This window comes from Allostigmatella hybrida (assembly GCF_020103775.1).
Taxonomy (GTDB): Bacteria; Myxococcota; Myxococcia; order Myxococcales; family Myxococcaceae; genus Hyalangium; species Hyalangium aurantiaca.
In genome coordinates this window covers 81,458-93,018 of the sequence record NZ_JAHXBH010000020.1, presented here as the reverse complement: position 1 = coordinate 93,018, position 11,561 = coordinate 81,458, and the positions used below count along the sequence as shown (strand labels likewise).

Sequence of the window (11,561 nt, the reverse complement as noted above, 5' to 3'; positions counted from 1 at the left end):
CCTGAAGGCCCCATGCGTTCCTCTTCCGCGAAGTTCCTGGCGCTGCTCTGCGGCGCTTCCACCGTGCTGGGCTGCAAGTCCCAGGAGGACCCTCCGGCCCCTCCGGCGGACCTGCTGCACGTTGCCTCGCCGGACTGGCGGGATCAGATCCTCTACTTCGTCATGACGGACCGGTTCGCCAACGGGAACCCGGGCAACGACGACCAGGGCGCGGGCGAGTACGGCCCCCAGGAGGAGGCCCGCTACAGCGGCGGCGACCTGGAGGGGATTGTCTCCCGGCTCGACTACATCCAGGGGCTGGGTGCCACCGCCGTGTGGGTGACGCCGCCCGTGGCCAACCAGTGGTGGGATCCGCTCGTCAACTACGGCGGCTACCACGGCTACTGGGCCCGGAACTTCATGGAGGTGGATGCGCACCTGGGCACGCTCGAGGACTACCGGAGCCTGTCCCGCGCGCTTCATGGGCGCGGCATGTACCTGGTGCAGGACATCGTGCTCAACCACATGGCCAACTGCTTCCGCTACGTGGCGTACGAGGCGGACCACGTGGAGCGGCACGTTCAGCTCAACACCGGGGCGAAGCCCGCGTGTGGCCCCTCGCAGGCGCCCTTCGACCAGTGGGACCCCACGAACCCCGCGCACCGGCAGGCGGGCATCTTCCACTGGACGCCGAGCATCCTCGACTACCAGAACCCCGAGCAGGAGCTGAACTGGCAGCTGTCGGATCTCGATGATCTCAACACCTCGAACCCCGCGGTGACGGCGGCCCTCAAGGACAGCTACAACTTCTGGATCCGCGAGGCGGGGGTGGACGGCTTCCGCGTGGACACCGTCTTCTATGTGCCCCCGGACCTCTTCAAGGACTTCCTCTTCTCGAAGGACCCCGCGCACCCCGGCGTGCTCGAAACGGCCCGGGGCCTGGGCAAGGTGGGCTTCCTGGCCTTCGGCGAGGGCTTCGCCAGCGACAAGCCCTTCGAGGACACGCTGTCGCGCAAGGTGGCCTCGTACATGGACGACCCGGTGACGGGCGAGGCGCTGCTGCCGGGCATGCTCCAGTTTCCGCTGTACCGCACCGCGGGGGATGTCTTCGCCCGGGGCCACCCCACCTCGGAGCTGGCGCACCGCCTGACGAATGCCCGGGAGGTGTTCTCCCGGCCGCACCTGATGCCCACGTTCCTGGACAACCACGATGTGGACCGCTTCCGGGCGGGGGGCTCGGAGGCGGCCCTCCGGCAGGCGCTCGTGTTCATGATGACGGTGCCGGGCATCCCGGTCATCTATTACGGCACCGAGCAGGACTTCACCGGCCGCCGGAGCGCCATGTTCCAGGCGGGCTTCGAGTCCGGCGGCCGGGACCGCTTCGACACCTCCGCCCCGCTCTACACCTTCATCCAGGAGCTGACCGCGCTGCGCAAGGCGCACGCCGTCTTCCGCCGGGGCGAGCCCACGGTGCTGCGGCAGAACGGCGTTCGCGGCGGCGTGTTCGCCTACAAGATGGAGGGGGAGGGCGAGGTGGCCTTCGTCCTCTTCAACACCTCGGATGAGGAGACGCTGCTCGACAACCTGGAGACGGGCCTGCCCGAGGGCTCCGGGCTGGCGCTGCTCGCGAGCGTGAATGGTGGCACGGAGGCCACGGTGGGCCCCCAGGGCCGCCTGTCCCTGAAGCTGCCCGCGCGCGCGGTGCGAGTCTTCCGCCCCAGTGGCCAGGGGACACCGGTCCCCCCTGCCAGTGCTCGCATCGCCTTGAACACCGCCAGCGGCGGCACGGTGTCCCAGGACTTCGAGCTGTCCGGCACCGCGGTGGGGGTGTCCTCGCTCCGGGTGGTGGTGGACGGGGCGCTGGGCCCGGCGAACGAGGTGACGGTGGGGCCGGATGGCACCTGGCGCACCGTCATCAGCGTGGCCAGCATGGTGGACCCCTCCGTCGAGCACTCCCTGGTGGCGTGGTCCGAGGCCGCCGGGGTGCTCTCCGAGACGCTCACCTTCCGGGTGTCCCGCACCTTCGTGCCGCTGCTGACCCACGAGGATCCCGCGAACGATGACACCGGCCCCGAGGGCCGTTACCGCTACCCGTCCGATCTCTCCTGGGGCAGCAACCACCAGGGCGACTTCCGCCGGGTGACGCTGCTGGGCTCGGGCAACGTGCTGAAGCTCGCCTTCCAGATGCCGCGCGTCACCACGGAGTGGAACCCGCAGAACGGGTTCGACCATGTGGCCTTCACGGTCTTCATCGATGTGCCCGGCCGCGAGGGCCTCACGGTGATGCCGCAGCAGAACAGCACGCTGCCCGCCGGGATGAACTGGGACTACCGGATCCGCGCCCACGGCTGGTCCAACGCGCTCTTCTCCACGGACGGGGCCTCGGCCACGAACGAGGGCTCCCCGGTGTCCCCGGCCGCGGCCCTGGAGGTGGACGCGGCCTCGGGCACCGTCTTCTTCACCCTGCCGGGCGAGCTGTTCGCAGGGCGGAGCAGCCTGAGCGGCGTGAAGGTGTACGCCACCACCTGGGACTATGACGGGGGCTACCGGCCGCTCGTGCCGGGGACCGAGCAGTGGAAGTTCGGGGGCGGGGACGGCGCCGTGGATCCGCTCGTGCTGGACCGCACGCCCGTGCTGACGGTGCCCTGAGCCCTGGGCCGGCCGCTCAGCGCTTGCGGACCTCGGCGCTGAGCTCCGGACGGTGGTTCAGGGTCTGGAACACGACGCAGTAGCGCTCGGTGAGCTTCAGGAGTTGGTCGATCTTCTCCTGGGGCGCATCGGTGTCGAGCTCGAATGAGAGCCGGATGGCCTTGAAGCCCACCGGCGCGGTCTTGTCCACGCCCAGCGTGCCCCGGAAGTCGAGGTCCCCTTCGGCCCGCACCGTGCCCTGGCGCAGCGGAATCTCCAGCGCCGTGGAGACGGCCTTGAGCGTCACCCCCGCACACGCCACGAGCGCCTCCAGGAGCATGTCCCCCGAGCACAGCTCGAGGCCCGAGCCGCCCGTGGCCGGGTGCAGCCCCGCGGCCGCGAGCGCCCGGCCCGTCTCCACCTTGCAGGCGATGGACTGGCTGTCGAGCGTGCCCTGCGCCTTGAGGGTGACGACCGCCGCGGCCGGTTCGGCGCGGTACTTGTCCTTGAGGGGGGCCTGGAGGGCGCGGAGTTCCGTCGAGTTCATGGGGCGAATCCTTGAGGTGAGGGAAAAGGGTGACAGGGGCCGGGCCTCAAGCCCAGGGTTGAGTGTCCAGCACCTTGCCCCGGGGCGACTCCCGGTAGAAGGCGAGCAGGTCCTGCGGAGTCGTTTCCTTGGGGGAGAACGTGGTGGCCTCCGGGTGCTCCGCCCACTGCATGCAGCGGACGATGGACTCGCTGCAGAACATGGCCTGCGAGGACTGGGAGGGATTGCGCCACTTGCGCTTCAGCCAGCGCCCGAGCTGCACGAGCGACTGGCCGAACAGCCCCTGGAAGTCGTAGGCGCTGCCCACCCACTCGCCCAGCTTGATGAAGCCCAGCTCCAGCACGTGCACGGGCTCGATGAGCGCGACGATGCGGTTGGAGGCCACGAAGCGCTGCCAGGTGATGAGCCGGAAGCCCAGCTCGTGGGACTCCAGCACCATGTCGCACTGGAAGTCGTCATCCCAGTACAGGAAGAAGCAGTGGCTGCACTCGCTGCCGGTGAAGCGCCGGACCAGCCACGAGACGGGGTTGAAGTGTCGAGGCGTCGAAAAGCCCAAGAGGGTGGGCTTTCCCTGCGAAATGGCCGTGGGGATGTTCATGCCGCTCCTGACCGCGGAGGGGCAGTCTATCCCAGGCGGGCCCGGGCTTGCTCCGGCGGGGACGTCCAGGCGCTGGTGAAGTCCGCGAGCCCCTCCAGCTGCCGGTCGTTCAGCGTCGACTGCCAGCGGGCCTTGCGCAGCTTCCGGTAGGCCTCGTGCGCCTCCCAGCCCCGCGCCACCATCACCGCCAGCCCCATGAGGGGGCCCCGGCCCACGCCGTGCTCGCAGTGGGCATAGAGCCGCCCGCCGGCCGCCACCCGGGGCAGGGCCCACTCCACGCCCTGCCGGAGCTGCGCCACCGAGGGCGGGTAGCGGTCCACCACCGGCAGCCGCAACAGCTCGATGCCGAGGGCCGCCAGCGCCGCCTCGTCGTCACAGCGCTCGGCGCGCAAGTCGATGACCGCGGTGATGCCCCGGGCCGCCAGCGCCCCGTACTGCGCGCGCGACACCGAGCCGCCCACCCACAGCCAGTCCTCCACCTGGGAGATGTTCAGCCCCTGCCCGGGCAGCTTCGTGGTCCACTCCACCACGCGCGCCACCGAGCGCAGCACCTGCTTGCGCACCCAGCCGCGCACACCCGGCACGTGGTGCACATCCCTCAACAACGACACACTCACGGGTCAAGCCCCCCGGTCCGCTCAGCTCTCATCCTGCGTCACTTCCATCAGCCCCTCCAGGGGCGGCTGCCCCGGGCGCTCCAGCACCGCCCGCATGACGTACGTCACCGGCGAGCCCACCACGGACTTCACCAGGCTGCCCAGGAGGCCCAGGTCCTGCACGGGCGCGTTGCGGATCAGCAGCGCGGTGGAGCGCAGCGTCCACGTCTCCCCGCCGGCGTTCACCTCCGCCTGCCACCGGGCGGCCTTGGACTTGCCCTCGTCCACGCGGTGCAGCACGAAGCGCTCCATCGGCTGGGGCTCCGCGCCCTCGGTCCACTGGTACATGGGGCCGAACTCGCCGCCAAACCCCTCGCGGCCCAGGAGCAGCACCGTCTCCCCGCCGCGCAGCGAGCGGAAGCGCACCCAACTGCGCGCCAGCTTCGCCGGCACCACCGTGGAGTGCGAGTGGTCGCCGTAGCCGCCGCCCGAGAGCACCAGGGGCGCCGGGGCGCCGGGCAGTTGCAGCGTCACCTTCACCGGGCTGGAGGACAAGAGCACCTGGTGGCGCCAGCGCCCGTTGCCCATCACCACCTCGGCGCCCGGCGGCGTGCGGGGCGCGAGCGGCTCGTCGAACACGATGCGGATGAGCCCCCCGTCCAGCGGCAGCGTCAGGTGCGTGCCGTTGCCCGAGTGCAGCGTGCACGCGCCCACCTTGAGCGTGTTGGTGTCCTTGTCGTAGCCCCAGTCATCGCCCCCCACGCGGGTGGAGGGGGCCCACGTCTTCTTGCCCGGGCGCACGACGGTGGCCCGGCAGATGCCGTGGCGGCTGCCCGGGCCAATGTTCGTCACCGAGAACTGCGCCGAGAGGAACGTCCCATCCTCCAGGTCCGTCATGAAGCTGAAGCTCTCCCCGTAGTTGTCACTCGAGGAGGGCAGAGGCTCCAGCACAGGTCCCGCCGCCGCCAGCCACGGCAGCGTCAGGAGGGCCAGGAGGGACAGCCGGGACAGTCTCTCATGCCGCATGCGGGCGCTCCATGAGCGCCTCCGGCGGGTCATTGAAGACGTAGTCCCGCTGAAGGGGGAGATTCCACGCGAAATACACCGCCCCGCGTGCCAGCCACCATCCCAGGGTATACGCCAGCTGCGGGTGCAGCGTGAGCAGCGCCACGCCTCCCGCGTTCAACATCGCGCTGGTGGCACTCACCAGCGTGTACCGCGCCACCTGCGGGGCCACCGCGCCCCGGCTCCGGAAGGTGATCAGCCGGTTGAGGGTGTAGTTCACCACCCCGCCCAGCACGCAGCCCAGCGCCGTGGCCGCCACCGGGGAGAACTTCAGCCCCTCCACCATGCCCAGCACCGCGCCGAAGTCCACCGCCGTGGCGATGGCGCCCGCCGCGGCGTTGAAGCCGAACAGGGACAGGCCCGAGCGCTTCTTCGGGGTGGCCGGCGGCGGCGCCAGCGCGTTGACGAGCGTGCGGAAGCGCGAGAGCGCCGTCACGTTGCTCATCACCGCCACGAACACCATGCCGATGACGGCCAGCCAGTGGATGGGGTGCTTCTGCTCCGGGAACCAGATGGCCTCGAAGATGGGCGAGAGCGCCACGCCGGCGCCCAGGAAGAGCACCCGCTCCAGGCGCTGCATGGCCCCGCCGCGGATGTTGATGCCCAGGCCTTCCCCACGGGCGCGCACGTACGGCACGAGCGAGGTGCCCAGCAGCGCCATCAGCACCGGCAGGAGCACCCACGTGTCCCGGTAGTACCAGGCCAGGCCCATGAGCATGGCCGAGTCCACGTACCGGTCCAGCACCGAGTCCAGCGCGGCGCCGGCGGGGTTGGCCTCCTTGCGCAGCCGGGCGATGCGCCCGTCCATCACGTCCAGGATGCCGGCCGCCAGGAACAGCCAGCCGCCCAGCGCGAAGCGCCCCGCGGCCACCGCCACGCCGGAGGACACCCCGAGCAGGCCCGAGAGCATGGACAGCGCGTTGGCCGGCAGCCCCGAGCGGTACACCACCGCCCACAGCGGCTGGATGATCCAGAAGAAGTAGTGCCGCAGGAACATGCCCACCAGCACGGTGCTGCCGCGCTTGAGCGTCTCCTCGTCCTGGGGCACGCCCTTGAAGAGGCAACGGATGGAGAACACCAGCAGGCCGCCAATGAAGTAGGCGCTCGCCAGCATCGCTGGCGCCAGCGCCGTCCAGATGCGGGCGCTGGGCGAGAGGTCTCCCTGAATCCACGACACGAGGGTGTCAAACACGGCTGTCTCCTCCGGGCAGGAGAGGTGCGGGCGCGATGGCCGGAGATTCACGCCGGGAAAATGCAAACTCCACTAACGCGCATGCCAGCAGCGCCGCCACCACACCGCCCACCACATCCAGAATGTAGTGATGCTGCAGGTACAGTGCCGAGAAGGCCACCAGGCCCGCGAAGGCCGCTGCCCCCACGCGCCACGCCCGCCCCAGGCTCCACAGCTGCCAGGTCATCATCACGGGGTAGGCGACGTGCAGCGAGGGCATGGCTCCAAAGACGTTGGGGCTGCGTGCGTAGAATTTCGCGAAGTAGTTGATGCCCAGCAGCGCGTCGAAACGCGCCGTTCCAGCCGGGCTGGGGGCGGCCAAGAGGTCCACGGGACCATGGCCATACTGCATCACGTACCAGGGCGGGGCGGCGGGGTAGACCATGTAGGTGATGACCCCGATGAAGTTGACCGCCAGAAACGCCCAGCAAGCCTGGCCGAAGCGCGGGTGCTTGCGGAAGAAGAACAGCAGGACGACGAGGATGACCTCGTAGATGTAGGCCGCGTAGGAGAAGCCGCACAGCAGGTCCAGCACCGGGTGGGTGCGGGTGGCGAAGTACGCGGGCCACGTGGTGTCACCGGGGGCGGGAAAGAGCGCGTGCTCCAGGTCCCACAAGTCCCCTGAGTGCACGGGCCCCCGCAGGCTCAACCAGAGCCACTGGTTGTCCATGAGCATGCCGGTGAACCAGAGCGCCAGGCCGCCCCGCAGCAGGAAGGACCGTGACGAGGGGCCAGCCCAGGCCAGCCCCACGATCAACAGGTCCGCCGCGACGTGCTCCCAGCGCAGCCGGCCCACCGCCATGACGAAGAGGAGCTGGCCCACCCCCAACAGGGTGATGAGCCAGGGCACCCACTTCGCATCGGCGCTATTTGACGAGCGGGAGGTCATCTCCGTAATAGTCGAGTCCGAGGTGGGTGATGGGCTCCTCGCCCGCGACGACGCGCAGCGTGTTCTTCAGCTTCGTCAGCTGGATGAACAGGTCGTGCTCCGGCTGCAGGCCCGGCTGCGCCATCGGGCTCTTGAAGTAGAACGACATCCACTCCTGGATGCCCTTCCACTCCAGGCGCTTGGCCAGGTCCATGAACAGCGCGATGTCCAGCACCAGCGGCGCGGCCAGGATGGAGTCGCGGCACAGGAAGTTGATCTTCAGCTGCATGGGGTAGTTCAGCCAGCCGAAGATGTCGATGTTGTCCCACCCCTCCTTCGCGTCGCCGCGCGGCGGGTAGTAGTGGATGGAGACCTTGTGGCTCACCTTGCCGTAGAGCTCCGGGTAGAGCTCCGGCTGCAGGATGGTGTCCAGCACGCCCGACTTGGTGACTTCCTTGGCCTTGAAGGCCGCCGGATCATCCAGCACCTCGCCGTCGCGGTTGCCCAGGATGTTGGTGGAGAACCACCCCTCCAGGCCCAGCATGCGCGCCTTGAGCGACGGGGCGATGACCGTCTTCATCATCGTCTGGCCGCTCTTGAGGTCACGTCCCGCCACCGGCACGTTCTCCTGGCGCGAGAGCTCCTGCAGCGCCGGGGTGTCCACCGAGGTGTTCGGCGTGGCGTTGGCGAAGGGCACGCCCTCCTTCAGGGCCGCGTACGCGTAGAGCAGCGTGGGGTTGATGGACGCGTCGTTCGCATCCAGCGCCTTCTCCAGCGCCGCGAGCGACTGCGTGGCCGCAGGGGTGCCCGTGAAGGTCTCCACCGAGGCGCAGACGATCATCACCGCGCGCTTGGCCCCGAGCTCCTTCTTGAAGTCGCGGATGTCCTGGCGCAGCGCCTCGATGCTCTCGCGGTGCGTCTTCGTGTCCTTGATGTGGTTGGCGGTGATGCGGCGCACGAACTCGGGGTTGTGCACGCCCTTCTTGGGGACGATCTTCTCCAGGGCGGGGCGCACCAGCTCCTGGTGCTCCTTGGTCAGCACGCCGGAGCGCTCGGCCACCTGCGCCGCGTTCTCGCTGATGATGTCCCAGGCGCCAAACACGACGTCGTTCAGGGAGGTAAGGGGCACCAGCTCGTTGAGCTTCACCGTGCGCCCATCGGTCCGCTTGCCCAGGCGCGCCGTGCCCATCTGAGTCAGCGAACCCACCGGCAGGCCCTTGTTCTGGCGCACCAGTTCGACGCCCGCGATGAGCGTGGTGGAGACCGCACCGAGACCCGGCAGCAGAATCGCCAGCTTGCCCTCGGGCTTGGAGACTGCCCTGACCTTCTTATCCATGTGGTGGCTTCCTTCAGACGGCGGACGCGGCCCGCCCTATCGCAGTCTCGAGTCCGCAGAAGCGGCTGGCCCCGGCCTGGCACGGTCCCCCGCAAGGGGGAAACTCTCGAACGCGGATGGTTGATACTCTAAAGCGTTTGGAAGTTCAACGCCGCGTCGTTACCACGATTTCAACGAGAATCCATGGGGGGTGCCGCGATTCTTTCCGCTCCGGCCAGAGGATCAGGAGAAACGGGTCCACCCCGCCTCCGGGCAGGCCTGAAGCAGGCCTTTTTCCCGGAGGCTTGGAAGCCTTTTGCTTACACCTTGTGAAAAATGGACTCAGTGCATGGAGGGGGTGGAGCTCCCCGCAACATCCACCTTCTGGTGATCTCCCGGTTTGTATGTATCTCCGGTGAGCGTGGCCTTCACGAAGCCGATGAGCTGCACCATGCGGCTGTTGGGCGTGTCCCAGTACTCGGCCTTCTCCACGGTGATGCACAGCAGCGACAGCTCGGGGTCCTCCAGCCCTTCCGGGAACCAGGCCTTGAGCGTCGGATCCCACAGCTGGGCCGCCTTCGCCTTGTCAGTCACCAGCTGGCAGCGGCCGCTCACCGACACGAAGCGCGACTTGGAGGGCTCCGAGTACGCGAGGCTCACGTGGTGGTCGTGCTCCACCTCGTCCACCTTGGCCGAGTGCTCGCGGGTGAAGAACCAGAGCTTGCCGTCGAACGGGCGGTTCTGGGTCCACATGGGCCGCGAGCGCAAGCTGCCGTCCTCCTCCACCGTCGTCATCATCGCGACCTTGATGTCTTGGATCAGCTCCCCCAGGTGCGCGACCACGTCCTGCTCCGTCTTGTTGGCCATTCCATGCCTCCCGGCTGTGACGGTAAGCAGCCGCGTGGGGGTGAGGAACCCTCTGACAGGCGGGTGATGGCTGGAGGGAAAGCGGCCAGGCGGACAGGCCCTTCCATGAAGGCTGGGTTGCACCGCAGGGGACGTGATAGGGAGGCCGCCCGCCTGACAGGGCCCCCGCTGGAGAGGCCCGGGAGACCGCACATGCTGCAGACGCCGATGAACGAGTGGATTCTCAAAGCCGTGCAGATCGAAACCGCGCTGCTGGCCCTGGGAGAAATCGAGCTGCCCGAGCAGGTGCATGGCCTCCAGAACGAGGCGCGCGACAAGGTGCGCGCCCTGCTGAATGCGTGGAAGGGGCGCAAGCCCGCCGAGGAGAAGCGCGAGTGGAAGCAGGAGAAGTTCCCGGGCGGCGCGCCGCAGGACGAGGAGCTCGCCGGCATGGTGAAGGAGCTGAAGAAGGAGTCCGCGGACTTCACCGTGTACCGCTACACGAGCGGCAAGGACACCGTGGAGACGCTGGTGGCCGACACGCAGGCGTGGATGGTGGCCGGTGGCGAGTACTACTACGGGCAGTGGGACGAGGAGGAGCAGGTGCTCGAGGTGGGGCGTGATGACGAGCACGACGAGCCGGGCTCGGGGCTGGTGCTGAAGCTCACCGGGGAGCTGGTGCACACCTTCTCCGACGAGGCCTGAGCACGCCCATGGCCAAGCGTTCCTTCGAGGAGTCCCAGGCGGAGGGTGGCGCCCACCACCGGCTGGCCCAGCTCGCCGGCCAGTACGAGGGCACGACGCGGCTGTGGTTCGAGCCGGACCGGCTCGCCGATGAGTCCCCGTGCCGCGGCACCCTGCGCCCCGTGGCCGGGGGGCGGTTCCTGCTGCACGAGTACGAGGGTTCGTTCCAGGGCAAGCCGCTCTCCGGCATGGCCTTCATCGCCTACCACCTGGACATGGACCGCTACGAGGTGGCGTGGCTCGACAGCTTCCACACCGGCACCTCCCTGATGTTCTCCACGGGGGCGGGCTCCAGCCCGGGGCTCGCCGTGCTGGGCAGCTACGGGGCGCCCTCGGGGCCGCCGTGGGGCTGGCGCACGGAGATTCACCAGCCCAGCGCGGATGCGCTCGTCATCACCCACTACAACATCCCGCCCGAGGGCCAGGGGCCGGAGAGCAAGGCCGTGGAGACGGTGTACCGCCGCGTGTCCGCCCCCTGAGGCCGCGCGCGGGCGGGGCTACCAGCGCACGATGTATGCGCAGAGGGGGCCGCCCCGCTCGCGGCACTGCTGCGGCTCGTGGGTCACGTGGACGAAGAACGAGTCCTTGGGCCGGAAGCGCTCGGTCATGGCTTCGATGACGCCTTCGTCCATCTGGCACGGGTAGGGGTTGTCGCACACCAGGCGCCCGGTCCGGTTGCCCTGGGACGTGTAGGCGTAGCCGCCGATGTCTCCCGTGCCCCGGTGGCTCGCCTTGTAGGCGGCGTCGATGGCGCGCAGCGCGGCCTCGATGGAGTCCACCGGGGTGGGGAACGGCACATGGTCGGGCAGATGCCGCCCGACGGTCTTCATCGTGTTCGGGCCGATCTGCACGAGGATGGTGCGCATCGAGGCGAGCACCGCGCCCAGCGGATACCAGGCGTCGCGCTCCACCGGGGCGATGCCGTGTCCGGCCAGGAGCTTCACGGTCTTGTCCTGGACGAGCCGCATCGCGGACAGCAAGGCCATGAGGGCCCGGCCACTGACTTCGATCTGGGCCAGCGGTGGGGCCGGCGGCGTCATGGGGCACTCGGGTGAGGAAGGCGTTGCGCGGGATTGAAGCGGCTCGACGCCCGCCATGCAATGGCTGGCTTGGGCGGGGGTGCGCCTTCCACCCACGGCACGTC

General features: G+C 69.1%; 12 protein-coding genes. 3 read left to right on the top strand and 9 right to left on the bottom strand.

Annotated elements, in window-relative coordinates:
* The first annotated feature begins 12 nt into the window (after positions 1-12).
* Positions 13-2,628, top strand: a complete 2,616-nt coding sequence (locus KY661_RS25735) for an alpha-amylase family glycosyl hydrolase (protein ID WP_225412740.1) — start codon at positions 13-15, stop codon at positions 2,626-2,628.
* A 16-nt stretch (positions 2,629-2,644) separates the two neighbouring features.
* Here the strand turns inward: KY661_RS25735 and KY661_RS25730 are convergent, their stop codons facing one another.
* From KY661_RS25730 to KY661_RS25695, 8 genes are all read right to left on the bottom strand, one after another.
* Complete coding sequence (locus KY661_RS25730; protein ID WP_075011427.1) at positions 2,645-3,154, bottom strand: OsmC family protein; 510 nt, start codon at positions 3,152-3,154, stop codon at positions 2,645-2,647.
* A 46-nt stretch (positions 3,155-3,200) separates the two neighbouring features.
* Complete coding sequence (locus tag KY661_RS25725; RefSeq protein WP_225412739.1) at positions 3,201-3,752, bottom strand: hypothetical protein; 552 nt, start codon at positions 3,750-3,752, stop codon at positions 3,201-3,203.
* Positions 3,753-3,778: 26 nt separating this feature from the next.
* Positions 3,779-4,369, bottom strand: coding sequence for a protein-tyrosine phosphatase family protein (locus KY661_RS25720; protein ID WP_075011425.1), 591 nt, complete (start codon positions 4,367-4,369; stop codon positions 3,779-3,781).
* Between the two features lie 21 nt (positions 4,370-4,390).
* On the bottom strand, positions 4,391-5,374 hold the full coding sequence (locus KY661_RS25715) for a hypothetical protein (RefSeq protein ID WP_225412738.1): 984 nt from the start codon (positions 5,372-5,374) through the stop codon (positions 4,391-4,393).
* Positions 5,364-6,527: a GtrA family protein gene (locus KY661_RS25710; RefSeq protein WP_263437364.1), complete on the bottom strand. Its 1,164-nt coding sequence runs from the start codon at positions 6,525-6,527 to the stop codon at positions 5,364-5,366. Before KY661_RS25710 ends, KY661_RS25715 begins: the two co-directional genes overlap by 11 nt.
* A 70-nt stretch (positions 6,528-6,597) precedes the next feature.
* Positions 6,598-7,533: a phosphatase PAP2 family protein gene (locus KY661_RS25705; RefSeq protein WP_225412736.1), complete on the bottom strand. Its 936-nt coding sequence runs from the start codon at positions 7,531-7,533 to the stop codon at positions 6,598-6,600.
* Positions 7,511-8,848 (bottom strand): inositol-3-phosphate synthase, encoded by a 1,338-nt coding sequence (locus KY661_RS25700; RefSeq protein ID WP_225412735.1) that lies wholly within the window; start codon positions 8,846-8,848, stop codon positions 7,511-7,513. Before KY661_RS25700 ends, KY661_RS25705 begins: the two co-directional genes overlap by 23 nt.
* A gap of 321 nt (positions 8,849-9,169) precedes the next feature.
* Positions 9,170-9,694: a pyridoxamine 5'-phosphate oxidase family protein gene (locus KY661_RS25695; RefSeq protein ID WP_225412734.1), complete on the bottom strand. Its 525-nt coding sequence runs from the start codon at positions 9,692-9,694 to the stop codon at positions 9,170-9,172.
* Between the two features lie 192 nt (positions 9,695-9,886).
* Here KY661_RS25695 and KY661_RS25690 point away from each other — a divergent pair, with 192 nt between their 5' ends.
* A complete protein-coding gene (locus tag KY661_RS25690) occupies positions 9,887-10,378 on the top strand; it encodes a hypothetical protein (RefSeq protein ID WP_075011419.1) in 492 nt (163 codons plus the stop codon).
* An 8-nt stretch (positions 10,379-10,386) separates the two neighbouring features.
* Positions 10,387-10,896 carry a DUF1579 domain-containing protein gene (locus KY661_RS25685; RefSeq protein ID WP_225412733.1) on the top strand — a complete coding sequence of 170 codons (510 nt, stop codon included), beginning with the start codon at positions 10,387-10,389 and terminating at the stop codon, positions 10,894-10,896.
* 18 nt (positions 10,897-10,914) lie between these two features.
* On the opposite strand, the gene KY661_RS25680 is transcribed toward KY661_RS25685, so the two are convergent.
* Positions 10,915-11,457, bottom strand: coding sequence for a hypothetical protein (locus tag KY661_RS25680; RefSeq protein ID WP_225412732.1), 543 nt, complete (start codon positions 11,455-11,457; stop codon positions 10,915-10,917).
* Between the last annotated feature and the right edge of the window lie 104 nt (positions 11,458-11,561).

Coding starts and splice junctions, on each gene's coding strand:
- KY661_RS25695 (WP_225412734.1), bottom strand. CDS start 9,694: ATGGCCAACAAGACGGAGCAGGACGTGGTCGCGCACCTGGGGGAGCTG.
- KY661_RS25680 (WP_225412732.1), bottom strand. CDS start 11,457: ATGACGCCGCCGGCCCCACCGCTGGCCCAGATCGAAGTCAGTGGCCGG.
- KY661_RS25730 (WP_075011427.1), bottom strand. CDS start 3,154: ATGAACTCGACGGAACTCCGCGCCCTCCAGGCCCCCCTCAAGGACAAG.
- KY661_RS25735 (WP_225412740.1), top strand. CDS start 13: ATGCGTTCCTCTTCCGCGAAGTTCCTGGCGCTGCTCTGCGGCGCTTCC.
- KY661_RS25715 (WP_225412738.1), bottom strand. CDS start 5,374: ATGCGGCATGAGAGACTGTCCCGGCTGTCCCTCCTGGCCCTCCTGACG.
- KY661_RS25685 (WP_225412733.1), top strand. CDS start 10,387: ATGGCCAAGCGTTCCTTCGAGGAGTCCCAGGCGGAGGGTGGCGCCCAC.
- KY661_RS25700 (WP_225412735.1), bottom strand. CDS start 8,848: ATGGATAAGAAGGTCAGGGCAGTCTCCAAGCCCGAGGGCAAGCTGGCG.
- KY661_RS25710 (WP_263437364.1), bottom strand. CDS start 6,527: ATGCTGGCGAGCGCCTACTTCATTGGCGGCCTGCTGGTGTTCTCCATC.
- KY661_RS25690 (WP_075011419.1), top strand. CDS start 9,887: ATGCTGCAGACGCCGATGAACGAGTGGATTCTCAAAGCCGTGCAGATC.
- KY661_RS25725 (WP_225412739.1), bottom strand. CDS start 3,752: ATGAACATCCCCACGGCCATTTCGCAGGGAAAGCCCACCCTCTTGGGC.
- KY661_RS25705 (WP_225412736.1), bottom strand. CDS start 7,533: ATGACCTCCCGCTCGTCAAATAGCGCCGATGCGAAGTGGGTGCCCTGG.